Annotated in this window: 24 protein-coding genes; 6 read left to right on the plus strand and 18 right to left on the minus strand. The window is 63.9% G+C overall.

All coding sequences use genetic code 11. The annotated features are described in order from the left end of the window. The first annotated feature begins 17 nt into the window (after nt 1-17). Entirely contained in the window at nt 18-884 is an 867-nt protein-coding gene (locus ACQY7X_RS16930) for a helix-turn-helix domain-containing protein (RefSeq protein ID WP_428246589.1), read from the plus strand. Here ACQY7X_RS16930 and ACQY7X_RS16935 read toward each other — a convergent pair. Genes ACQY7X_RS16935 through ACQY7X_RS16945 form a run of 3 tightly spaced genes read right to left on the minus strand, consistent with a single transcriptional unit; the run spans nt 850 to nt 3,452 of the window. Then, a complete protein-coding gene (locus ACQY7X_RS16935) occupies nt 850-2,151 on the minus strand; it encodes an O-acetylhomoserine aminocarboxypropyltransferase (RefSeq protein ID WP_428246590.1) in 1,302 nt (433 codons plus the stop codon). The two genes, ACQY7X_RS16930 and ACQY7X_RS16935, sit on opposite strands and share 35 nt — an antisense overlap. A 5-nt stretch (nt 2,152-2,156) precedes the next feature. After that, nucleotides 2,157-2,639, minus strand: a complete 483-nt coding sequence (locus ACQY7X_RS16940) for a CoA-binding protein (protein ID WP_428246591.1) — start codon at nt 2,637-2,639, stop codon at nt 2,157-2,159. Between the two features lie 9 nt (nt 2,640-2,648). After that, nucleotides 2,649-3,452, minus strand: coding sequence for an enoyl-CoA hydratase (locus tag ACQY7X_RS16945; RefSeq protein WP_428246592.1), 804 nt, complete (start codon nt 3,450-3,452; stop codon nt 2,649-2,651). Nucleotides 3,453-3,661: 209 nt separating this feature from the next. Between ACQY7X_RS16945 and galU the strand changes: the two genes are divergently transcribed. Beyond that, nucleotides 3,662-4,540: a UTP--glucose-1-phosphate uridylyltransferase GalU gene (galU, locus tag ACQY7X_RS16950; protein ID WP_428246593.1), complete on the plus strand. Its 879-nt coding sequence runs from the start codon at nt 3,662-3,664 to the stop codon at nt 4,538-4,540. Nucleotides 4,541-4,564: 24 nt separating this feature from the next. After that, nucleotides 4,565-5,875, plus strand: a complete 1,311-nt coding sequence (locus ACQY7X_RS16955) for a UDP-glucose dehydrogenase family protein (protein WP_428246594.1) — start codon at nt 4,565-4,567, stop codon at nt 5,873-5,875. A gap of 45 nt (nt 5,876-5,920) precedes the next feature. On the opposite strand, the gene ACQY7X_RS16960 is transcribed toward ACQY7X_RS16955, so the two are convergent. From ACQY7X_RS16960 to typA, 4 genes are all read right to left on the minus strand, one after another. Continuing rightward, nucleotides 5,921-6,349, minus strand: coding sequence for a hypothetical protein (locus ACQY7X_RS16960; RefSeq protein WP_428246595.1), 429 nt, complete (start codon nt 6,347-6,349; stop codon nt 5,921-5,923). Between the two features lie 184 nt (nt 6,350-6,533). Next, on the minus strand, nt 6,534-7,775 hold the full coding sequence (locus ACQY7X_RS16965; RefSeq protein ID WP_428246596.1) for an MFS transporter: 1,242 nt from the start codon (nt 7,773-7,775) through the stop codon (nt 6,534-6,536). A gap of 19 nt (nt 7,776-7,794) precedes the next feature. Further along, a complete protein-coding gene (locus tag ACQY7X_RS16970) occupies nt 7,795-8,835 on the minus strand; it encodes an adenylate/guanylate cyclase domain-containing protein (RefSeq protein WP_428246597.1) in 1,041 nt (346 codons plus the stop codon). Between the two features lie 145 nt (nt 8,836-8,980). Further along, nucleotides 8,981-10,804 (minus strand): translational GTPase TypA, encoded by a 1,824-nt coding sequence (gene typA, locus ACQY7X_RS16975; protein ID WP_428246598.1) that lies wholly within the window; start codon nt 10,802-10,804, stop codon nt 8,981-8,983. Between the two features lie 275 nt (nt 10,805-11,079). On the opposite strand from typA, the gene ACQY7X_RS16980 reads away from it, so the two are divergent. Both ACQY7X_RS16980 and ACQY7X_RS16985 read left to right on the plus strand, forming a co-directional pair. Continuing rightward, a complete protein-coding gene (locus ACQY7X_RS16980; protein ID WP_428246599.1) occupies nt 11,080-11,901 on the plus strand; it encodes an enoyl-CoA hydratase in 822 nt (273 codons plus the stop codon). 2 nt (nt 11,902-11,903) lie between these two features. Beyond that, on the plus strand, nt 11,904-13,289 hold the full coding sequence (locus ACQY7X_RS16985) for a serine hydrolase domain-containing protein (RefSeq protein WP_428246600.1): 1,386 nt from the start codon (nt 11,904-11,906) through the stop codon (nt 13,287-13,289). Nucleotides 13,290-13,510: 221 nt separating this feature from the next. Here the strand turns inward: ACQY7X_RS16985 and argE are convergent, their stop codons facing one another. From argE to ACQY7X_RS17035, 10 genes are all read right to left on the minus strand, one after another. After that, the gene (gene argE, locus ACQY7X_RS16990; protein ID WP_428246601.1) at nt 13,511-14,698 is read right to left on the minus strand and encodes an acetylornithine deacetylase; all 1,188 of its coding nucleotides are present in this window, start codon (nt 14,696-14,698) and stop codon (nt 13,511-13,513) included. A 31-nt stretch (nt 14,699-14,729) separates the two neighbouring features. Then, nucleotides 14,730-15,728, minus strand: a complete 999-nt coding sequence (gene denD / locus ACQY7X_RS16995) for a D-erythronate dehydrogenase (protein ID WP_428246602.1) — start codon at nt 15,726-15,728, stop codon at nt 14,730-14,732. 195 nt (nt 15,729-15,923) lie between these two features. Then, nucleotides 15,924-16,403, minus strand: a complete 480-nt coding sequence (locus ACQY7X_RS17000; RefSeq protein WP_428246603.1) for a periplasmic heavy metal sensor — start codon at nt 16,401-16,403, stop codon at nt 15,924-15,926. Nucleotides 16,404-16,408: 5 nt separating this feature from the next. Beyond that, entirely contained in the window at nt 16,409-16,858 is a 450-nt protein-coding gene (locus ACQY7X_RS17005; protein WP_428246604.1) for a hypothetical protein, read from the minus strand. Next, nucleotides 16,855-17,436, minus strand: coding sequence for a sigma-70 family RNA polymerase sigma factor (locus tag ACQY7X_RS17010; protein ID WP_428246605.1), 582 nt, complete (start codon nt 17,434-17,436; stop codon nt 16,855-16,857). The genes ACQY7X_RS17005 and ACQY7X_RS17010 overlap by 4 nt, the downstream gene beginning before the upstream one ends. A 124-nt stretch (nt 17,437-17,560) precedes the next feature. Beyond that, the gene (locus ACQY7X_RS17015; protein WP_428246606.1) at nt 17,561-18,151 is read right to left on the minus strand and encodes a gamma carbonic anhydrase family protein; all 591 of its coding nucleotides are present in this window, start codon (nt 18,149-18,151) and stop codon (nt 17,561-17,563) included. 11 nt (nt 18,152-18,162) lie between these two features. Then, the gene (locus tag ACQY7X_RS17020; RefSeq protein ID WP_428246607.1) at nt 18,163-19,431 is read right to left on the minus strand and encodes an MlaA family lipoprotein; all 1,269 of its coding nucleotides are present in this window, start codon (nt 19,429-19,431) and stop codon (nt 18,163-18,165) included. 25 nt (nt 19,432-19,456) lie between these two features. Next, a complete protein-coding gene (locus tag ACQY7X_RS17025) occupies nt 19,457-20,296 on the minus strand; it encodes a tetratricopeptide repeat protein (protein WP_428246608.1) in 840 nt (279 codons plus the stop codon). A 17-nt stretch (nt 20,297-20,313) separates the two neighbouring features. Then, nucleotides 20,314-21,012 carry an MlaC/ttg2D family ABC transporter substrate-binding protein gene (locus ACQY7X_RS17030; RefSeq protein ID WP_428246609.1) on the minus strand — a complete coding sequence of 233 codons (699 nt, stop codon included), beginning with the start codon at nt 21,010-21,012 and terminating at the stop codon, nt 20,314-20,316. 74 nt (nt 21,013-21,086) lie between these two features. Further along, nucleotides 21,087-21,464, minus strand: coding sequence for a c-type cytochrome (locus tag ACQY7X_RS17035; RefSeq protein ID WP_428246610.1), 378 nt, complete (start codon nt 21,462-21,464; stop codon nt 21,087-21,089). A 255-nt stretch (nt 21,465-21,719) separates the two neighbouring features. On the opposite strand from ACQY7X_RS17035, the gene ACQY7X_RS17040 reads away from it, so the two are divergent. Beyond that, nucleotides 21,720-22,430 (plus strand): DUF6969 family protein, encoded by a 711-nt coding sequence (locus ACQY7X_RS17040; protein ID WP_428246611.1) that lies wholly within the window; start codon nt 21,720-21,722, stop codon nt 22,428-22,430. 3 nt (nt 22,431-22,433) lie between these two features. Here ACQY7X_RS17040 and ACQY7X_RS17045 read toward each other — a convergent pair whose 3' ends face one another. Further along, nucleotides 22,434-23,543 carry a TRAP transporter substrate-binding protein gene (locus ACQY7X_RS17045; protein WP_428246612.1) on the minus strand — a complete coding sequence of 370 codons (1,110 nt, stop codon included), beginning with the start codon at nt 23,541-23,543 and terminating at the stop codon, nt 22,434-22,436. Nucleotides 23,544-23,632: the final 89 nt, after the last annotated feature.

The following is a 23,632-nucleotide window of genomic DNA, read 5'->3' on the forward strand; positions in this document are numbered from 1 at the left end:
GCCTGGGAGGAGAGGGGATGCGGCAGATCCCGACCTACGCGTTGTATGGCGAGAAAAACTCGAATCAGCCCATGGATTGGCTGCATTGCGAGTCGATCCCGGCGCGCTCCTCGCGTTTCAATTGGGAGATCGCCGCCCATCGCCATGCCAACCTGTTTCAGATTCTGAACATGACCCGGGGCCGTGCCGAGTGTCTGATCGGCGACGTGTGGCGTCCCCTGAAGCCGCCGGTGGCGGTGCTGGTGATGCCGGGCGTGGTGCATGGCTTCCGCTTCTCGCCCGATACCGATGGCCATGTGCTTACCCTGCTGGCCGATCAGGCGCTGCAATTCCCCGGCCTGGCACCGCAATTGCGGCCGCTGCTGGCGCAGTCACGCATCATCGATCTGCCGCCAGAGGTCAGCCCTGCCGTGGCGCAGGCGGTGGGGGCCGTGGTGGCGGATTATGCCAGTTCCGATATCAGCCGCGTCGGCATGATCGAGGCGCAGCTGACCGTGCTGCTGATCAGCCTGGGCCGCGTGCTGGCTGCTGATGCCGATGCGTTAAGCCCGAACCGCCACGCGGCTGCCTTCCGCGCGCTGCTGGACAAACATTTCCGCGAGCAGCGCAGCGTTGCTTTCTATGCCGGCCAGCTTGGCATCTCGGAAGTACATCTCAACCGCGTCTGCCGTGCCAGCCTGGGCCGTTCGGCACTGGGCGTGGTCAACCAGCGCCTGCTAGTGGAAGCGCGGCGCGACCTCACCTTCACCCTGTTGAGCGTGAAGGAGATCGCCTATTCCCTGGGGTTCCAGGACCCGGCCTATTTCACCCGCTTTTTCACCAAGCAGGCGGGCATGACACCCACGGAATTCAGGCGGCGTTCAGGCCCGCATCCAGATCGCTGATCAGGTCCGCCACATCCTCGATCCCGACGGAGAGGCGGATGGTATCGTCGCCCGCACCGGCGCCGGCGCGCTGTTCAGGCGTGAGCTGGCGGTGGGTGGTGGAGGCGGGGTGAATGATCAGGCTGCGGGTATCGCCGATATTGGCAAGATGCGACCACAGCTTCACGGTCTCCACCAGCTTGGTGCCGGCGGCATAGCCGCCCTTGACGCCGAAAGTGAATACCGAGCCTGCCCCTTTGGGCAGATACTTCTTCGCCAGCGCGTTATAGCGGTCGGTCGGCAGGCCGGCATAGTTGACCCAGGCGACCTTGGGATGCTGGCTGAGGAATTCGGCGACCGCCTGGCCGTTGGCGCAATGCTTCTGCATGCGCAGGCTCAGGGTCTCCATGCCGGTGAGGATCATGAAGGCGTTGAACGGCGAGATCGACGGGCCGAGATCGCGCAAGGAGACTGCACGGCAAGCGACGGCAAAGGCCATGTCGCCGAAGGTCTCGTAGAAATTCAGGCCGTGATAGGCCGGGGTGGCGGCGGCGACATGGGGGAATTTGTCATTCTGGCCCCAGTTGAAGTTGCCACCATCAACGATCACGCCGCCCATGGAATTGCCATGGCCGCCAAGGAACTTGGTGGCGGAGTGCAGCACGATATCGGCGCCCCATTCCACCGGACGGCAGAGATAGGGCGTCGCCATGGTGTTATCGACGATCAGCGGGATGCCGGCGTCATGCGCCACCTTGGCCAGCGCCTCGATATCGGAGATCACGCCGCCCGGATTGGCCAGGCTCTCGACGAAGATCGCCTTGGTCCTGGGCGTGATCGCGGCAGCGAAGCCGGCGATATCGTCCGGATCGACGAAGCTGGCATGCCAGTCGAAGCGCTTGAAGCTGTGCGTGAATTGCGTGATCGAGCCGCCATAGAGCTTGCGCGAGGCAACGATATGGTCGCCCGGATTCATCAGCATGTGGCAGGCAATCAACTGCGCCGCATGACCCGACGCCACGGCAGTGGCGGCGCGGGCATTCTCCAGCGCGGCCACCTTCTGCTCCAGCACGGCGGTGGTCGGGTTGGTCAGCCGGGTATAGATGTTGCCGAAGGTCTGCAGGTTGAACAGCGATGCGGCATGGTCCACGTCGTCGAACACATAGGCCGTGGTCTGGAAGATCGGCGTGGTGCGGGCGCCGGTATTCGGCTCGGGCGAGGTGCCGGCATGCACCTGCAGGGTATCGAAGCCGAAGGGCGAGGCGTTGGGGTTCGTGTTGTTGCTCATGACACTCAGATCCGGCGTTGCTTCTTGGCGGAGATGACGCGGGTATTCACCCCCATCCAGCCGATTTCCAGCGACAGGCGGCCATACTCGATCTTCGGGCAGCGGTTCATCACCACCTTCAGCCCGGCGGCTTCCGCCTTTGCCGCCGCTTCGTCATTGCGCACGCCTAGCTGCATCCACAGCACCTTGGCGCCGATCTTGATCGCCTCATCGGCAATCGGCGGGATGGCTTCTGAATTGCGGAAGCAATCCACCATGTCCACCGTCACCGGGATTTCGGACAGCGAGCCATAAACCTTCTCGCCAAGGATTTCCTTGCCGAGTTCACGCGGATTCACCGGAATGACGCGATAGCCCTTGGCCTGGAGGTATTTCATCGCAAAGTAAGATGGCCGGTTCCAGTTGGCACTGGCGCCCACCATGGCGATCACCTGCGTGCTGCGCAGGATGCCACGGATATAGTCTTCGCTGTAGCTATCGTGATTCATGATTGGGACTCACTCGCCCTTCCAGCAGGGGATGCGCTTTTCGACGAAGGCGTCGATGCCTTCCCCGGCATCGTGGGTCAGCAGGTTCTCGGTCATCACCTGCGAGGCATAATCGTAGGCCTGGGCCAGCGGCAATTCGCGCTGGCGGTAGAAGGCTTCCTTGCCGATCTTGAGTGTCAGCGGCGATTTCGAGGCTACCAGTTCGGCCAGCTTCAGGGTCGCCGCGGCCAGGTCGGCGGCGGGCACCACGCGGTTGATCAGGCCGATCTCGCGGGCATGCTGGGCGCTGGCCGGTTCGCCGGTGAGCAGCATTTCCATCGCCTGCTTGTTCGAGACATTGCGCGACAGGGCCACCATCGGCGTGGAGCAGAACAGCCCGATATTCACCCCCGGCGTGGCGAAGCGGGCCGTGTCAGCGGCCACCGCCAGATCGCAGCTCGCGACCAGCTGGCAGCCGGCGGCGCTGGCGGTGCCATGCACCTGGGCGATCACCGGCTTGGGCAGCGCCAGGATGGACTGCATCAGGGTGGAGCATTGCTTGAACAGCTTTTCGATTGCCTGGCGGTCCGGCAGGCCGCGCACTTCCTTAAGGTCATGGCCGGCGCAGAAGCCCGGGCCGCTGGCGGCGATGATCACCACATGGGCGCTGCGGTCGGCACGGATGGCATCCAGTTCCGCCTGCAACTGCCGCATCAGGTCGGTGGACAGCGCGTTATAGGCCTTGGGGCGGTTGAGCGTCAGGCGCACCACGCCCGGCGCAGCCTGCTCGCGCAGCACAATGGCTTCCGGGCTGAGGTCGAGGGCGGCGGACATTAGGCAGCTCCTGGGCGGCGGCGAATAGGGGAGGCGGATCATAGCCCAGCCGGGATGCCCCTCAAAGGCCTTCAAATCAAAAGGAATTTGTCGCAATTCCGCCTCAAAGCCTGGGCATAAGCGGACCTGTCGGCGCGGTCACCCGGTTGCATGGGAACCCGCCTCGGCGTAAAAACCTGCTCACGAACAACCCCGAAAGTCCCGCACCCATGATTCGTCCGATCCGCAAGGCTGTTTTCCCCGTTGGCGGCCTTGGTACCCGCTTCCTGCCGGCCACCAAGTCGATGCCGAAGGAAATGCTCACCGTGGTCGACAAGCCGCTGATCCAGTATGCGGTGGAAGAGGCCAAGGCGGCCGGCATTGAGGAGTTCATTTTCGTCACCGGCCGTGGCAAGCAGGCGATCGAGGATCATTTCGACCGCTCCTACGAACTGGAAGACGTGCTGCGTGACCGCAGCAAGCGCGACCTGCTGGAAGCCATTTATAGCTGGATGCCGCAGGCCGGCCAGGTTGCCTATACCCGCCAGATGGAACCGCTGGGCCTTGGCCATGCCGTGCGCTGCGCCAAGTCGCTGGTTGGCAACGAGCCTTTCGCCGTGCTGCTGGCCGATGACCTGATCCTGGCCCGCACCGGCTGCCTGGCGCAGATGATCGAAGCCTATAACGAAACCGGCGGCAACATGATCGCCGCCATGGAAGTGCCGCGCGAACATACCCGCCGCTACGGCGTGGTGGATCCGGGCAAGAGCGAAGGCCGCATGGTCGAGGTGAAGGGCCTGGTGGAGAAGCCGGAGCCGGCTGCCGCCCCCAGCACCACCGCCGTTATCGGTCGCTACATCCTGCAGCCACGCGTGTTCGATTACCTGGATCAGGTGCAGCGCGGTGCCGGCGGCGAAATCCAGCTTACCGATGCGCTGGCGAAAATGATTGGCGAATTGCCGTTCCATGGCCTGCGCTTCAAGGGCGAACGCTATGATTGCGGCGACAAGATCGGCTTCCTCGAAGCCAATATCGCCTTCGCGCTGGATCGGCCCGAGCTTCGCGCCGATGCCGCCCGCATCATGCGCGAAGTGATCAAGACGCTGTAAGCGCCACCCCGGGGGAGTAACACAATGCGCGTCGCGATGATCGGCACCGGCTATGTCGGCCTGGTTTCGGGAGCTTGCTTCTCGGAATTCGGCCATACGGTGGTCTGCGTCGACAAGAATCCGGAGCGCATCGAAGCCCTGGAGCGCGGCGAGATTCCGATCTTCGAGCCTGGCCTCGAAGATATGGTGACGCGCAATGTGAAAGCCGGGCGGCTCAGCTTCACCCAGGATATTCGCGCCGGCATGACGGATGCCGATGCCGTGTTCATCGCCGTCGGCACGCCCTCGCGGCGCGGCGATGGCGAAGCGGATTTGAGCTACGTCTATGCCGCCGCGCGCGAGATCGCCGAGAGCATGTCACGCCGCACCCTGGTGGTCACCAAGTCCACCGTGCCGGTGGGTACGGGCCGCGAGGTGGAGCGCATCATCCGCGCCACCCGGCCGGATGCGCAGTTCGAGATGGCGTCGAATCCGGAATTCCTGCGTGAAGGCGCGGCGATTGAGGATTTCATGCGGCCGGACCGCGTGGTCTGCGGTGCCGAAAGCGACTGGGCGCGCGACCTGCTGCGCCGTCTCTACCGGCCGCTCTATATCAATGAAACGCCGATCCTGTTCACCCAGCTCGAAACCGCCGAACTGATCAAGTATGCCGCCAATGCCTTCCTGGCGACCAAGATCACCTTCATCAACGAGATCGCCGATCTCTGCGAGAAGACCGGCGTGAATGTGCAGGATGTGGCCAAGGGCATCGGCCTGGATGGCCGCATCGGCGGCAAGTTCCTGCATGCTGGTCCGGGCTATGGCGGTTCCTGCTTCCCGAAGGATACCCAGGCACTGGTCGCCACCGGCCGCAAGCATGATGCGCCTTTGCGCATTGTCGAGACGGTGGTGGACATCAACGAGAAGCGCAAGCAGCGCATGGCTGAGAAGGTGATCGCGGCGATGGGCGGCAAGCTGGCCGGCAAGACCATTGCCGTGCTGGGCCTGACCTTCAAGCCGGAAACTGACGACATGCGCGACAGCCCCAGCCTGGTGATCGTGCCGGCGTTGCAGGCGGCGGGTGCGACCCTGCGCGTTTATGACCCGGAAGGCATGGGCGAGGCGAAGAAGCTGCTCTCCGGCCTTACCTGGTGCGATGGGCCGTATCAGGCCGTGGAAGGCGCCGACGCGGTGGTGATCATCACCGAGTGGAACCAGTTCCGCGCCCTCGATCTCGACCGCCTGAAGCTGCTGCTGAAACAGCCGCTGATGATCGATCTGCGCAATATCTACAAACCGCAGGAAATGAGCCAGGCCGGTTTCACCTACCATTCGGTCGGCCGGCCCAGCGTCTAGCTGACATGAGATCGTCGGGGCAAGCCTCGCCTCCACGAGGTCGAGCTAACCTTGAATCTGCGATGCCAACCGGGCCTGCACCCTGTCAATAATCTGGTGCAGTTTCTCGCGGTCGGCATCCACCAAATAGCGGCTCTTAATCTTATCCAAAGAACACCGAATGTTGTCCGCCAGCAAGCCAAGCCGTTCCAGTTCCGAAGAGCGATCCCACAACCCGAAATCTATCTTGATGCCGACAGTCATTGAGTTGTCAGCTTTCCGATATCCGACGTAATCGGGAGTTGGGGAGGCGATTGAACTGTCAATTATCTTTGGAAGAAGCAATATGCCAGATATTGGGGATGAAAATGTAACGTCACTAAATGATGAGAATACCTCAGCTTCAAACGTCCACGACAGATTCTTACTGCCAGCATTCACTGTCGTGATCGGCCGGACAAGAAACTGAAATGGCGCTTCGCTTTGCCTGCCCATGGCACACCTCTAGTTTTCATCTGCCGGCTCAGTATTTTGGCTTTCTCTACCAGCGGGACGTCAGCGGCGAAAAACTCCCATTCTGTATAACACAATTTCTATTTAGCATAAGTTTCTCAACACGCGCCATCCATCTTGTCGAATAGCTGCAAGTATCTGCATGGGTGGATGCATTGCTGTATATTCATTTGTCGACTTTATCCCGCCCCGGCGCCATGTACCACAGCAGGCCCAGCAGCATCGTCACCAGCGGAATGCCGAAAGCCCAGCTATAGGCTTCCGGGGGATAGCCGCCATTGGCCTGGCGCGGCCATAGGCCGATGATCCAGCCAAGCCCGGCCTGGGCGAAGAAGGCGAAGCCGAACACCACACCGTTCAGCAGCGTGTTGACGCGGCCGGTAAGCTGCGCCGGGAATTGCGCGCTGAGGATCGGATAGGCCAGCACCGTGGTGTTGGACAACATGCCGAAGACGATCCAGGTCAGCAGATGAGTGGGCGCCCAGCCGGCGGCCAGCACCAGCAGATCGACGGCATAGATCAGCGTGGCGGCACACATCGTGATGCGCAGGCTGATGCCGATGCGTTGCAGCCGGTCGGCGGTCATGCCGACAAGCGTGAAGCCGGCCGTCAGTGCCGCCGCCAGCGCGAACTGGAGTTCGGCGGCCTCAAAGCGGCTGAGGCCGCCGACATCGCGCAGATAGGGGCCGGACCACAGGCCCTGGATCGCCATGCTGCTGGACATGCCGAGCATCGAGACTGGGGCGATGCGCCAGAAGCGGCGATCCGCCAGGATGCGGCCGCAACTGCGCAACTGCTCGCCGATTGGCTCGCTGGCTGCATTTTGTACGCCGGGCTTTTCCGGCACCAGGAAAAAGATCGCCGCCGAGGCACAGGCGACCATGGCGGCGAGGATCCAGAATACCGCGCGCCAATCCAGCCATTGCACCAGCAGTTCCACCGGCAGCGTGGCGCAGAGCGCGCCCAGGCCACCGGCGGTCATGAACACGCCATTGGCCAATGCCCAGCGTTCTGCCGGCAGCCAGAGTGAAATCGTTTTCATCGCGCTCATCAGGCCGCCGGCAACGCCCAGGCCGATCAGCGTGCGGCCGATGAAGAGATGCGAGAATTGCGTGCCGAGGGCGAAGATTGCGGCGCCGAGTGCAGCGAACAGCAGCAAGGCTGCCTGTACGCGGCGCGGGCCGTAGCGGTCGAGCAGGATGCCAAGCGGCAATTGCGCTAGCGAGAAGGCGATGAAATAGGCCGCGGTCAGGCTGCCAAGGTCGGCGGCGCCGATATTAAGGTCCTGCTGCAGGCTCGGCGCGATCACCGCATTCACCGAGCGGAACAGATAGGACATGAAATAGCCGCAGGCAAAGGGCAGCAAGACGCGCCCGGCAATGAAAGCCAGCGGAACCGATGTACTCATGATCACTCTCTTCCCGGCGTTATTTCTGTTCTGACTCTAAAGCGAAAAGTTCAAGTGGCTGGGCTTTGCCCGGCAGCAATTGCGCACCCAGCGGCAGGGCCTTCACCCCGGCAAGCGGGCCCATCGCATCAAGGGCGGCGCGGCTTACCACCACGGTATGCTCCACCCCCTTGGCCCATTGCTCGATCTTGGCCGTGGTGTTGATGGTATCGCCAAGCAGGGCGATCTCGCGCTTGAAGTCGCCCATTTCCCCCACCACCACCGGGCCGGCATGAAGCACGGCGCGGAAATCCGGCACGGCACCCAGGCGTTCGCGGTAGAAATCGGCACGGCGGCGCAGCAGGTCGCGGGCGGCAAACACGGTGGCGACGGCGCGGCCATCGTTCAGCGGCAGCGGCCAGGTGACGATCATCTCGTCACCGACATATTTCTCGATGCCGCCTTCGTGATCTTCCACTGCCTCGCCAAGATCGGAAAAGAACTGGTTGAGCAGCTTGTGGAAGGCGATATCGCCGATGCGCTCGGCAATTGCCGTCGAGCCGCGCATGTCGAGGAACAGGAACAGGCGCTGCTCCAGGCGTGGATGATGGTAGCGGCCCTTGATGAAGTTCTTCAGCACCCGGCGGCCAAGCAGCAGGTTGATCTGCATCAGCGTATTGACCACGAAGGTGAAGCCCAGGGCTGCCGCCAGGGTGATCAGGGTGGCGGAGTTGAAGCCCGTGGGATCGGCGCCCTCGATTGGCACCAGTATGTTGCCGAGCCCATCCAGGGACACGATGAAGAAGGAATAAAGCACGGTCTTGATCAGGGCCACGCGCATGAAAGGCAGGCGGCGCAGGCCCTGGCCGCTGGGGCCATTGGCGTAGAATATCTCGAATATGGCAATCGCCAGGGTGACCATGGCGCCAGTGATCAGGCCGCGCAGGAACCCGAGCCGGGCGGAATCACCGCCAAGCGAAGAATCGACGGCGAGGCCGTAGAGCGCGCCAGCAAGGCTGCCGATGGCGATGAAGCGCAGCAGCATCACCACTTGGCGGCGGCGACGGGTGGAGAGGGCCATTTCGATTTTCCGCGAACGAGACGCCGCCATGATAGGCCGGCGGACGGCAAGAGGAAAGCCGCAGCAAAAAGGCCGGGCTTGTGGCCCGGCCTGTCGCTGTGACCGTCGTCACCGCCGGAAAATCCAGCGGCGGCGGCTTTATGCTTTACGCGGCATTCTCGGCCTGGCGGGAAGCCTTCTTGCGGTCATTCGGGTCCAGCATCTTCTTGCGGATGCGGATGCTCTTGGGCGTCACTTCCACCAGTTCGTCATCGGCGATGTAGGCGATGGCCTGCTCCAGGGTCATCTTGCGCGGCGGGGTCAGGCGCACCTGTTCGTCCTTGCCGGCGGCGCGGATATTGGTGAGCTGCTTGGCCTTCATCGGATTGACGTCGAGGTCATTATCGCGGCTATGCTCGCCGATGATCATGCCTTCATACACCGCGATGCCCGGATCGACGAACAGCACGCCGCGTTCCTCGATGAAGTTCAGCGCATAGAGCGTGGTTTCGCCGGTGCCGTTGGCGATCAGCACGCCGTTGCGGCGGCCCGGAATGGTGCCACGATGCGGGCCATAGCTGTGGAACAGCTTGTTCATGATGCCGGTGCCGCGCGTATCGGTGAGGAACTCGCCGTGATAGCCGATCAGGCCGCGCGAGGGGGCATGGAAGGTGATGCGGGTCTTGCCGCCGCCGGAGGGGCGCATGTCGCGCAGCTCGGCCTTGCGCAGGCTCATCTTCTCCACAACGATGCCGGTGAAGGCATCATCCACGTCGATATGCACTTCCTCGATCGGCTCCAGCAGCTTGCCGTCGTCATCCTGCTGGAACAGCACGCGCGGGCGGCTGATGGAAAGTTCGAAGCCTTCGCGGCGCATGGTTTCCACCAGCACGCCAAGCTGCAATTCGCCACGGCCGGCGACCTCGAAGGCATCCTTGTCGTCGCTTTCACGCACGCGGATCGCCACGTTGCCTTCGGCTTCGCGCATCAGGCGGGTGCGGATCACGCGGCTCTGCACCTTGGAGCCTTCCTTGCCGGCGAAGGGCGAGTTGTTGACCGAGAAGGTCATCGCCAGGGTCGGCGGATCAATCGGATTGGCCGGCACCGGATCGGTAACGGCAAGTTCGCAGATGGTGTCGGCCACGGTGGTGGTGGTGAGGCCGGCAATCGCCACGATGTCGCCGGCATCGGCTTCGTCCACCGGCACGCGCTCGATGCCGCGGAACGCCAACAGCTTGGTGACGCGGCCCTGTTCGATTTCGCTGCCATCGCGGCGCAGCGCGTGGATCGGGCTGTTCACCTTCAGCACACCGGAATGGATGCGGCCAGTCAGGATGCGGCCCAGATACGGGTCGGCTTCCAGCGTGGTGACCAGCATGCGGAACGGCGCGTCCTTCTCCACGGTCGGCGCCGGCACATGGCGCACCACCAAGTCGAACAGCGGGGCGAGGTCCTTGCGCGGGCCTTCCAGGCTGTCATCGGCCCAGCCGGAGCGGCCCGAGGCGAACATGCAGGGGAAGTCGAGCTGCTCTTCGGAAGCATCCAGGGCGGCGAAGAGATCGAACACTTCGGAATGCACTTCCACCGGGCGGGCGTCGGAGCGGTCGACCTTATTGATCACCACGATCGGGCGCATGCCGAGGCCGAGTGCCTTGCCGAGCACGAACTTGGTCTGCGGCAGCGGGCCTTCGGCGGCATCCACCAGCAGCACCACGCCATCCACCATGCTCAGGATGCGTTCGACTTCGCCGCCGAAATCGGCGTGGCCGGGGGTGTCGACGATGTTGACGCGGGTGCCGTGCCATTCCACCGAGGTGCACTTGGCCAGGATGGTGATGCCGCGCTCGCGCTCAAGGTCGTTGGAGTCCATCACGCGCTCAGCCACCTGCTGATTTTCGCGGAACGAACCGGACTGGCGCAGCAGGGCATCAACCAGGGTGGTCTTGCCGTGGTCAACGTGGGCGATGATGGCGATATTGCGAATTTGCATGGGCTTGAACGAAAGGCCCGGTCGTCCTGCTCTACAGGCGGCCGGGCGCGATTCCTCTAAGGTTGCGGCTGGTTGGCGGGTTTATAGTGCGGCGCACAAACAGGCGCAACAGAAGAGTTCGGCAGGCCAGCTATGCGCCGGCCACGGCAAAATCCCTGGTCAATACGCATAACCGATTGATTCCGATGGAATAATGGCGATTTTCCCAGATTTTCGCTTGACCCTGGCGGCGGCGCTGGCGGAAGCTTGAGGCATCGAGCAGGGAAGGAAACGCCATGACCTATGAGCATATCCTCTACGAGGTGCGCGACCGCATCGCCACCGTGACGCTGAACCGGCCCGACAAGCTGAATGCCTGGACCACCACCATGGAAGGCGAGATTCGCGTTGCCATGGCCCTGGCGGCCGCCGATCCGGGCGTGCGGGTGATCGTGTTGACCGGGGCCGGGCGCGGTTTCTGTGCCGGCGCCGATATGGACCTGCTGTCCAATATCCAGCAAGACAATGCTGGTATTGCCCGCCGCGCCATTGGCGGCGAGCCGTTCGACGCCACGGTCAATCCAAACTTCCAGATGCGCTACAGCTATTTCCCGGCTTTGCCCAAGCCGGTGATCGCCGCCATCAACGGCCCGGCGGCCGGCCTTGGCCTGATCGCAGCACTCTATTGCGACATGCGCTTCGCCGCCGATACGGCGGTGTTCACCACGTCCTTCTCGCGCCGGGGGCTGATCGCCGAGCATGGCATTTCCTGGCTGCTGCCACGCCTGATCGGCCCCAGCCGGGCCATGGACCTGATGCTTTCGGCGCGCAAGGTGGATGCGGCGGAAGCCTTGCGCATCGGCCTGGTGGACCGCGTCGCCAAGCCGGAAGCTTTGCTGGACGAGGTGCGCGCCTATGCCCGCGATCTGGCGGACATGGTATCACCGCGCTCGATGCAGGTGATGAAACGCCAGCTCTGGGAGGCGGCGTTCCAGAATCTCGCCGAGGCCACCGCCATCGGCAATACCGAGATGCTGGCCAGCTTCAAGAGTGCCGATTTCAAGGAAGGCGTGGCGCATTTCATGGAAAAGCGCGCGCCGAATTTCAGCGGGAACTGACTATGGAAAAGTGGCTCAAGCCAGCCCTCGATTACATTCCGCGCTGGCTGGATTACCAGATGCGTCAGCATCGCCAGCCGGGCTGTGCCTATGCCATCGCGCATCGCGGCAAGCTGGTGGCGGAAGGTGCCTTCGGCCATGCCGATCTGGCCAGCGGCGAGGGGCTGACGGCACGCCATCGTTTCCGCGTTGCTTCCCATTCCAAGAGCTTCACGGCTGCCGCCATCATGCTGCTGCGCGAGCGCGGCAGACTGAAGCTGGATGATACTGCTGGCCAGTATGTTGCCGGCCTGCACAAGAGCATCGCCGAGGCAACCCTGGCGGAGTTGCTGTCCCATAGCGCCGGTCTGATCCGCGATGGCTGGGATGCCGGACAATGGCTGGATCGGCGGCCGTTCCTGAACCAGGCCGAATTGCGCGCCGACCTCAAACGCCCGGCTTTGCTGGGCGGCAGCACGCGGTTCAAATATTCCAACCATGGTTTCGGCCTGCTTGGACTGGTGATCGAGCAGGTGACGGGTGAGAGCTACGGAGCCTGGATGCAGCGCGAGGTGATCGCCGCCGCCGGGCTGCAAGAAACCTTGCCGGATTGCCCGCCGCGCTGGCGTGGCTGGCGCCTGGCGCGCGGCCATAGCGCCATCGCGCCGGCCGGCATGCGCCATGTGGTGCCGGGTGACAACGCCGCCCATGCCCTGGCTTCGGCCACCGGCTTTGTTGCCACCGCCGCCGATATGGTGCGCTTCTTCTCGCAGCTTGATCCGGCGGCGAAGCACAGCTTCCTTTCGGTCTCAAGCCGACGCGCCATGCTGCGCAAGCAATGGCGCCCGCCGGGCCTGCTGGAGCAGCATTACGGCTATGGCGTGATGTCGGGCAAGATTCAGGATTGGGACTTCTACGGCCATAATGGCGGCTTCCAGGGTACGCTGACGCGCAGCTTCGTGCTGCCGGAACCGGGGCTGGCGATTTCCGTGCTGACCAATGCCGGCGATGGCCTGTCAATGCCCTGGGCCGATGGCATTGCGCATCTGCTGCGCGCTTATGCCCGCCATGGCGCGCCCAGCCGCCGTGTCGCCGATTGGGGCGGGCGCTGGTGGAGCCTGTTCGGCGCTGGTGACTGGCTGCCGATGGGCAACCGCGTGCTGGTGGCCACGCCGGCCTGGCTCAATCCGCTGATGGATGCAAGCGAGATCGTGCCCGTGAGCCGCGATGAAGGCCGCATCGACCAGGCCGCCGGCTATGCCAATTTTGGTGAGAGCGTGCGGCGCATCCGCGATGGCCGGGGCAGGGTGAAGGAAGTGCAATTCGCCGGTTTCCGCCTGCAATCGGAAGCGGCAGCCGCGCGCGAGGTGGCGAAACGCTTCAAGCCGGTGAAAAAGGCAGGGAAATAGGCCCCGGAATCAAAAGGCCTCCGTAAGGAGGCCGCCGGAATCAAAAGGGCCTCCGCTAGGAGGCCCGGGGGCGGGAGAAGGGATCACCGGCAGGCCACTGCATCCTGCTTTGCGGACGGTGCCTTCTCCACCCGGCATTGCTACCGGGCTTGAGGATTAATGTAGACCCGGATTGTAAAAATTCAATGACCAGATTGCGGCATTATCGTGAAATAAGCCGGCTAGATGCCCGCCAGCCCGGTTTTGCCCTCGCGCAGGCGCGGCAGCAGGCGGTCGAGGAAATCCTCGCACAGCTTTAGCTGCGCCAGTTCGATGAATTCGTTCGGCTTATGCGCCTGCTCGATATTGCCGGGGCCGCAGACGATGGTGGGAATATCGGTCTGGCTGAACAGGCCGGCCTCGGTGCCGAAGGAGACCTTCTGCACCCGGTTGGCGCCGGTCAGCGCCTTGCCGAGTTCGATGATCGGCGAGTGATCGTCGGTGGCGAGGCCCGGGAATTCGGAAATCTGGTGGAACGAGCAGCCGCAATCGGGTTGCAGTGCCTTCATCTCGGGTTCGATCCGGGTGCGGGCGAAATCCACCACTTCCTGATACAGCGCATCCACGTCGTCCTGTGGCAGGTAGCGGATTTCCCACAGGAAGCTGCAATCCTTCGGCACGATATTCAGCGCCGTGCCGCCATGCACCACGCCGGTATGCAGCGAAGTATAAGGCGGCGCGAATTCAGGATCGAACGGCCCCTGGTCGCGCTTGCGCCGGGCAATCGACTTGATATGGGCGATCAGTTCGGCGGCGGCCTCCACGGCATTGACGCCCTGATGCGTCAGCGAGGAATGGCATTCGAAGCCGCGGAAATCGACGCGCCAGCTTTTCTTGCCCTTATGCTGCGCGATCACCTGCATCTCGGTCGGTTCGCCGACAATGCAGGCCGCCGGCTTCACCGGCATCTTGGCCAGCACCGGCATGAGCTGCTTGGCGCCGAGGCAGCCGACTTCCTCGTCATAGGTGAAGGCATAGTGGATCGGCGTCTTGAGGTCCTGGGCCAGGAATTGCGGCGCATAGGCGAGCGCGATGGCGACGAAGGACTTCATGTCCGATGTGCCACGGCCCCACAGCTTGCCGTCCTTCTCGATCAGCTTGAACGGATCGGTATCCCATTCCTGACCGTCGATCGGCACCACATCGGTATGGCCCGAGAGCACGATGCCGGGCACATCGGCGGGGCCGATGGTGGCGAACAGGTTCGCCTTCTTGCCGCTGGCATCATGCACCAGGGTGGAGGAGACGCCGAGCGACTTGAGGTGATCGCGCACCCAGTGAATCAGGTCGAGATTGGAATCCCGGCTCACGGTGGGCATTTCGATCAACTGGCGGATCATCGCCAGGGAAGCGTCGCTCGGTCGGCTCATGATGCTTTCTTGTATGTCTGGCTTGCTTATCTCAGGAGGCGAGGCTCTTGATCTGGTTGTCCAGGTCGTCCTCGATGAAGAAGCGTACAATCTCGTCGATATTCTGGTCCACCGAAAAACCGAGGCTGCGCGAGCGGTCGCTGCTCAGCGCGCGCGGCCAGCCATCGACGATCTTCTGGATATGCGGATCCTGCTGCCAGATGACCTTGCCGACCTTGCGGTTGCCGGTGTTGCGCTCCATGGCGGCGGCGATCTCGCCGGCCGAAGCCGGGATGCCGTTCAGCAGCATGGCGCGGTCGATGCCCAGGGCGTCGCCCGGCAGTTCATGCAGGCGGATGAAGGCTTCCACGGTGCGGCGCGGCGAGAGGCAGACCATCATGCTTTCCGGCGAGACCGGGCAGACGGCATCGACGCCCGAGAGCGGCTCGCGCACGATGGAGCTGGCCCAGGTGGAGGCGGCCTTATTCGGCTTGCCGGGGCGGATCATGATGGTGGGCAGGCGCACGGCGCGGCCATCGATATAGCCCTTGCGGGTATAGTCGTTGACCATCAATTCGCCCATCAGCTTCTGCACGCCGTAAGAGGTCGTCGGGCGCTGCGGCGTGCTGTCGGTGACGGTGGCGGGGAGGGCGCCGCCATAGACCGCGACCGAGGAGGCGAATACCACGCGGGCGGTGCCGTCCAGGCTGCGGCAGGCTTCCAGCACGTTGCGCGTGCCGGCCAGGTTGACGCGGTAGCCGAGGTCGAAATCAGCCTCGGCGCCGGACGAGACCACGGCGGCGAGGTGGAATACCGAATGGGTGTCCTGGCCGATCAGCATCCGCACCTCGGCCTGGTCGCCGATATCGCCGACAATGGCGGTGACGCGGCTGTCGCCGAAATCGTTCGGCGCGACATTATCGAACAGGGTGATGCGGCTGATCTTCTCGGGCTTGCCGCTCGGGCCGGTAAGTTCGCCGCGCTGCAACAGCTGCTTGGTCAGGGCCTGGCCGATAAAGCCGGCGCCGCCGGTGATCACCACGTTCAACATATCCGCTCCCTTGAGGCTTTTTATTTGGAGCGGCTATCTAAGCGGATCATTGGCCTACTGACAATGTGCCGGGGGCGAAAAGAGCCACCGAACATCGTCATGGTACGCGAAGGCCTACCATCCACGCGTTATTTTTTGCTGGAAAGGAAAACTCGTGGATGGTCGGCCTACGCCGACCATGACGGATCAATCTTTTTACTTCTTATCTTTCTCCCAATGCTTCGGCATCTTGCCGAGCTTGTCGGCATAGCGTTTGCGTTCCTCCGGCGTCATCGCCTGGGCGGCGGCGAGCAGGGCGGCCTGCATGCCCTGGTGGAACTGCTCCATGCGCAGGCGCTGCTGTTCCATGGCGGCGTTCAGCGTCTTGGCATCGAACGGCTCGGCACCCAGGGCGGTGGCGAGGCCACGGCGCACATTGCCGAATTCCACTGGGCCGACGGCCTGGCGGGTCTTTTCCAGTTCGGCGCGGAAGGCCGCCGCCGCCGCATCGGGCAGGTGGCGGCTGAAACGCTTCTCAAGCTGCGCGAAGGGCGCACGGGCGACTTCGCGGCTCTTGTAAAAGCGGCTGGCGCCCCAGCCGATGGCAGCGAGATTGAGCGCCACCGAAACGGTCAGCGCGATGGCGAGCCATTTGTTGAAGCGCGGCTTCGGTGCAAGGGTGGTGGTATCGGCCATGGTGGTTACTCCGGGATGAAACTGGCGTCTGCGATAACCATCTGCACGGCGTAGGGCGTCGAATCCTCCGCAAGAATTTCTTCCAGGCCACCAAGGCCCGCGCCGATGCCAAGGCTCAAGGCCAGCGCCAGCACGGCGAATTGCGGCCAGGCGGCGCGGAACGGAAACAGCGCCATGCTGAACTCGGCCCAGGCCGAAATGCGTTGGGCGGAAACGCGCCGCACGGCTTTTTGTGCTGGCAGGCTGGCCATGATACGCGCGGCAAGGTCCGCGCCGGGCTTGGCATCACTCGCCTGGCGCAGCAGGGCATCCAGCGGCGCGGCCTGCTCCAGCAGCCGCCGCGCTTCGCTGGATGCCTGCGCCAATGCTTCGGCGGCAGGACGTTCGGCGGCAGGCCACAAGGCTGGATCGGCGCCATAGGCGGCAACGATTTCAGCGAAACGGTCGAGGTTCATGGCTTATCCTCCCGGCCCAGCACGGGGCCTAATTCATCGCGTAGCGTGCGCTTGGCGCGCACCAGCAGGGATTCCAGGGCGCCGACGCTGATGCCAAGGGCGGCGGCGGCTTCGATATTGCCTTCGCCTTCCCAGAAGCAGAGCTGCAAGGCTGCGCGCTGGCGCGGCGGCAGCTTGGCTAATGCGGCGGCGATGCGCGCCTCGGTCTCGCTGGCGAGGCGATGGTCATAGGGATTGGGCGCGTCGTCTTGCGGTTCCGGCTGCTCGTCCAGTGCATCCATGCCCGGGCGGCGTTTGCGGTCGATGGAGAGATTGACCACGATGCGCAGCAGCCAGGTGCGGAAGCCGGCGGCGCCATCCACCTGCCAGCGCGGCGCATGCTGCCACACCCGCAGGAAGGCTTCCTGCGCCACTTCCTCGGCATCGGCCTGGTTCAGCAGGATACGCTGCGCCGTGGTCACCGCGCCGGTGAGGTGGCGTTGCAGCAGCAGGGCGAAGGCGGCGCGGTCCTGGCGCGCCACCCGCGCCATCAGGGCGCGGTCTTCCTCGGCCCGGCGTGCGCGTTCGTCAGCCGTCATGGGCGCTGCTGCGCGGCTGCGGCGGGCGGGGCCAGCGAGGGCTGGATAGCTGAGGGTTATGCTCTGCATGCAGGAGAACACACGGCATGGCGGCGGTTTTCCTGCGCGTTGCGGCCACCCGGGGTCAGGCGCCCCCGTCGATGGCCTTCAATTCGGCGTTGAGGCGGGCGATTTCCTCACCGATGGCCTTCAGTGTCTCGGGCTGGTCCCACTCACGGTACTGGCCCTGTTTATAGGCCAGCGCGTTGCGGTAGTAGAGATAGGCGTTGAGCCGGTTCCGCACATAATTGTTCTGCGTCTTGATCACCTTGCCCGGCGCGCCGACCACCACGGAATTATCCGGGATCACGGTGCCTTCCTTCAGGAAGGCGGCGCCGCCGATGATGCAGTTATTGCCGATCACGCAGCCATCCATGATGGTGGCGCCAATGCCGATCAGGCAATTGTCGCCGATGGTGCAGCCATGGATGTTGCAATGATGCGTGATCGAGCAATGGCTGCCGATATGGGTGGCGGTCTGGCCGCCGATATGGATCATCGAGAAATCCTGGATGTTGGTGTATTCACCAATCACGATCTCGAAATTCTCCGCCCGCATCGCCACGTTGACCCATACCGAGCTGCCTTTTTCCAGCCGCACCTTGCCGTAGATATGCGCGGTCTCATGGATATAGGCGGGATCGTTCAGCACCACGTCGGGGCCGTGGATGGGCATGGGCTAATCCTTCACTTCATTTCGTTGAACAGGTCGTCATTGGCCTTGCGCTGCTCGGCCGAGGCGGGGGTGTCGCCGCGCAGGAAGCCGCGGCGCTGCTGCTGCGAGGAGGAGCGCAGGCTGGCATAGTAATCCACCGAACCGGCGCGCAGTTCATCCAGCGGCACCAGCAGTTCCTCGCGCCGCGACAGCACCTTGCCGGCAGTCAGCGCCAGATTGGCATTGTCGTTGAGGATGTAGACCAGCGGATCGGCCAGGCCATCAACCACGCCGCCCACGGCATCGCGGCTGTTCACCGGACCGAGCAGCGGCAGCATCAGGAAGGGGCCTTCGCCGACACCATAGGTGTGCAGGGTCTGGCCGAAATCGGCCGGCTTGCCCTTCCAGTCGAACAGCGCATTGGCGGCATCCCAGAAGCCGAGTACGCCGATGGTGGAATTCACCGCGAAGCGGCCCACCGTGGTGGCGGCATCGCCGAAACTGCCCTGCAGGGTATGGTTCATCAGCACGGCGGGCGATTTCAGATTGGCGAAGGCGCTGCGCACACCGCCCTTCACCACGCCGGGCGTGAAGGAATAGAGCCAGGCGATCGGCCGCAGCAGGAAGGTATCCACCACCTCGTTGAAGGCGAAGAAGGCGCGGTTCATCGGCTCCAGCGGATCCCACACATCGGGTGCGGTACTGGCCGACATGCCGGCACCCGTGGCGGCGGTGAAAAGCGGCTGCTGCTGCGGCTGCAAGGCCGCCGCCGGGGCGCCATAATTCACCGGCTCGAAGCCGTAGCGCGCCGCATAAGGATTCTCATACCACTGGCCGGGGCGCCCGGCGGCGGGACCGGCAACATAGGCGGTAGGGCGGATCTGGGGCGAGGCATAGGCCGGGCCGCTGGCCGGTGCGTACCAGTTGCCCGGCAGGGCGGGCTGGGCGGCGGCCTGGTACTGCGCGGCGGCGGCATAGGCCGCCGGGCCGAAGCTCGGTGCCACGCCGGCAATATAAGCCGCTGCCGCCTGACCGCGGCGCTGGTCGATCACCGCTTCGCGCGCCACCACGCCGGAAAGCTCGCGGCTCATGCGGTTGCCAAGCTGGCGCTCCTTGGCCGCCAGTACTTCGCCATTGCGCAGCGTGCCATAGGCGGCGCGGTCGCGGGCCTGTTCGGCGGCACCGGCCTGCAAGATGGCCTGGACTTCGGAGGTGACTTGCGGCGGCACCGGCTGGGCCTGGGCCATGCCGGAACCAAGTGCTGCGAGGCACAGGAGAAGGGCCGGGAGAAGATGACGCATCGGCTCGCGGCCTCAGGCTTAAGGGTTATTGTTTGACGGACTTCAGGAAAACATCGGCGCGGCTCTCGGCCTCGGCGAACAGCGCGCCATCGAGCTGTGGCCGCAGCGACTCAAGCCTTTCAGCCGCCGGGCCAAAGCCGTTGCGCGCGGCGATGGTCAGCCAGGAAAGGCCGGCGGCATCGTCCTTGGCCACGCCTTCGCCGCGCAGGTAGCGGTTGCCGATATGGTTCTGTGCGGCGGCGTAGTTCTGCTCGGCGGCGCGGCTGAACCAGGCAGCGGCGGCCACCAGGTCGCGGTGGGTGCCTTCGCCGTCGCGATACATCTTGCCGAGATTATACTGCGCCTTGTCCAGGCCCATTTCACCGGCCCGCAGCATCAGCGCGAAGCCGGCGGTCTTGTTCTCCGGCCCGCCAAGGCCGTCGAGATACATCTTCGCCAGACTGTAGACGCTGCGCACCGATCCGGCGGCCTGGGCGCGTTCGAGATATTGCCGCGCCTGCGCCATGTCCTGCGACACGCCATCGCCGGCGATATGCAGCATCGCCAAGTTATGCAGCGCCTGCGGATAATTCTGCTCCGCTGCCTTGCGCCACCACGAGATCGCCGGGCGCAGGTCCAGCGGCACGCCAAGGCCATCCTGATACAGCGCGCCGATATTGAACTGAGCACGGGCATCGCCGGCTTCCGCCAGGGGCTGCCACAGCTTGATCGCGGCGTCGAAGTCGCTGCGGTCATAAGCGGCGAGGCCATCCTCATAGGGGCCGGCGAAGGTGGGGGCCGCGAACAGCGTCAGGCCAGCCAGGAAAGCGCCCGAGACCAGGCCCGGAATAAGGGCGGGGCGCCGTGCTGCTTTGGTTTTCGTCATGCTTCCCTCCCTGCGGCTCAGCGCGAGACGCTTACCGTCTCGCGGTCGGTACGCGCACGCAGCGTACCGATCAGGCCATTAACCCCGCCGGTGGTGATCACCGATGCGAATTCATTGCGTTGTGTCACCGCCATGGAGACGTTTTCCACCGCCACGTCGATGATGCCGAGGCGCTGGTCGGTCTGGCGTACCCGCCAGTCGCAGCGCACCGGCTGGCCGTTTGCTGGGTCGATGCGGGTGGAAACCTCGGTATCGGTATCCCCGGCAGCGCGCGCCCCCAGGATGGCGAAGCTGCGTGCCTGGAAGCCGGACAGCCGCCTGGCATAGGTGCGCAGCACGAAATCGTTGAAGGCCTGATGGTAGTCGGCGGCCTGTTCCGGGCTCATCGAGGCATAGGGGCGCCCCAGCACGAAGCGACCGATGAAGGCGAGGTCGAAGCCCTGGCGCAGCACTTCCCGGAGTTGCGCTTCACGCTGCGCCAAAGGCTGCGGCTGGTTCAGGATGCCCAGCGTCTGCTGGCCCAGGCTGTCGATGAAGCGGATCGCGGCATTGGGATCGGCGGCGGCCTGGGCGGAACCCGCCAGGATCACGCCGCCCAGCGGCACGGCGAGACCGGCCAGCAGCAAACCCCGGCGGCTCGGGTGAGAGCGGCTGATCGGCTTGGGACGAATCCGGATACGGTCGCGCATGGCGGCAGCATACAGACCCGGCCGCATCCTTGAAAGAGCAGCATCCTCGGCAGGGGCCGGGGCGGGGCTGGCCGCCGCCGGCTTGCGCGTCCTGCGGGTGGTTACTTCACCGTCTTGATATAGGCAATCAGATCAGCCACTTCCGACTCTTTCTTGATGCCGGGAAAGACCATCTTGTTGCCGGGGATATAGCTCTTCGGGTCGGCCAGGTAGGCGGCGATGGAAGCGTCGTCCCAGGTCACGCCCTTGGCCACCATGGCATCGGAATACTTGAAGCCGGCGCCGGTGCCGGACTTGCGGCCAAACACCCCCGCCAGGCTGGGGCCGACGCCGTTCTTGCCGGCTTCCACGGCGTGGCAGGTACGGCACTTGGCAAAAGCCTTCTGGCCCGCGGCGGCATCCTGTGCCTGGGCTTGGCCGCTGAAGCCCCAGGACAGGGCCAGGGCAGTGAGGGCAGTTGCGAACAGGAGACGCGTCATGGAGAACTCCGGGGCAATATAGGGGCTTGGCTAATTACCAGCTAACTCGTGGTAAATGCTTGATCTTGAGATAGCACGGCATGGCCATGGCGACAAAGCGGCGCATTGCCGCATCGCCGGTTTCGTGACCGGGAACCCGTTTCGGCAGAAAAATTTTCGCCCCCACCGATTCCCTGGGCTCTGTTCCGAGTCGCATTTACCGCCGTTTAAGAACGCCGTGATTAGGTAGCGCGGTTTCATCAGGGGTAGTGGCGCATGAACATGATGACCAGCCTCGGTCGACCCCGCCTGCAGGGCATGCTGGCGGCCGGTATCGAGGTGTTGCGGATCCAGGAGGCCCTGGCGGCGCGGCGCGGCAATCTTGTCGCCGAATTGCTGCGCGGGCAGGGCGAGTTCTATGAGCAGGAGCATTATCCTGCCGGCGACGTTTTCGATCCCGAAAGCGGCGCGCAATACTACTATCACGCCCATCGCGGCGATGCCCGCGAGCATGGCCATTTCCATGTCTTCATGCGGCCGCATCACCTGCCGGAGCGGTTCGAGCCGGCACGGCGCGGCAAACCCGGCATCGCGCTGCCCTGCGGCCCCACCGGGGATGCGGCGCTGGCCCACATCATTGCCATCGGCATGGACAATTACGGCCTGCCGGTGCGGCTGTTCACCGTCAACCGCTGGGTCACCGACGAAACCTGGTTCGCGGCCCGCGACGTGATCGCGATGCTGGACCGTTTCCAGGTCGATCACAGCTACCCTTCGGCGGAAGTGAATGGCTGGCTTACCAGCCTGCTGCGCCTGTTCCACCCGGAGGTTTCCGAGCTGATCCGCCGCCGCGATGCCGCCGTGGAAGCCCGCGCCCGGGCCAATCCGCGCGCCAATGCGCTGGAAGACCGCAGCCTGGAAATCACCGCCTCGCTGGATATCTCGGTGGAGCGCCGGGTGCGGCAACTGCGCCGCCAGCTTGGCTGAGCGTCACTTCATGTAATTGACGTGGCGCCATTCCTTGGAGGCTTCGCGGAAAGCTGAATAGCTTTCCCAGATGCGCTTGAAGTTGGGATTGGCCGCCGATTGCTCGGCCACCACCTTGCGCCAGTTGCGCTCGAAAGCCTGCATCACTTCCGGCGGCCAGGTGTGGATGATGGCGCCCTTGGCTCGCAGCTCGTTCAGGGCATAGGGCTGCTGCGCTTCGCCTTCGGCAAGGCTGTCGGAGATGTTGTCGCCGCACACCGTTTCCACCATCGCCTGCTGCGATTCAGACAGCTTCTCCCAGGCCTGGCGGTGGAACACCATCAGGATGGCGGTGAAGGGCTGGTGCCAGCCGGGCAGATAGTAATGCGGCGCCACCTTGTAGAAGCCGAAGCGGAGGTCGTTGATTGGCGTGGAGAATTCACTGCCATCGATCTGGCCGCTGGCAAAGGCATTGTAGACGTCGCCGCCGGGGATCGAATTGGTTTCGGCACCGAGCTTGCGCAGCACTTCACCGCCAAGGCCGGGGAAGCGGATCTTCATGCCGCGCAGGTCGTTCGACGAGTTGATCTCCTTGCGGAACCAGCCGCCGCCTTCCGCCACCAGCACGCCGCAGACCATCGGCACCACGTCGTAGCGGCCGAACAATTCGGCCATCAATTCCTGGCCACCGCCATGATAGAGCCAGCCGAGATATTCCGAGGTGCGCGGACCGAAGGGCAGGCCGACGAAGAAGCCGAAGGCGGAATCCTTCTCCAGCAGATAGGCCGCCGAGGTCCAGCCCGCATCCACTTCGCCCGAGGCCACGGCATCGAACACATCTGCGGCCGGTACCAGCGCGCCAGGTTCATGGAATTTCAGATCCAGCAGGCCGCCGGAAAGCCGCGCCAGCTTGGTGGTGGTGGCGGCGCCGATGCTGCCCAATTGCGGCGCGGCGGACGTATAGGAGGAAGCCAGGCGCAAGGAGATCGGCTGCATGTCGCCACGCAGCACCGGATTCTGCGGCACCACCACTCGTTCAGGGATCGGTGTCGCACGCTGCACGGCGAGATAGCCAAGGCCAATGCAAAGCCCGGCGAAGAACGCGATAATTGCGATGGCAAAACTGCGTGCCATTCCCTGAGATTGCTCCTTGTCGACGGCTCCAAAATTCCTGGTTGCGCACAATAAAATGCCGATGCCAGCCCTGGCAACCCGTTCCAGCA

This window comes from Ferrovibrio sp., from assembly GCF_965278975.1.
Taxonomy (GTDB): Bacteria; Pseudomonadota; Alphaproteobacteria; order Ferrovibrionales; family Ferrovibrionaceae; genus Ferrovibrio.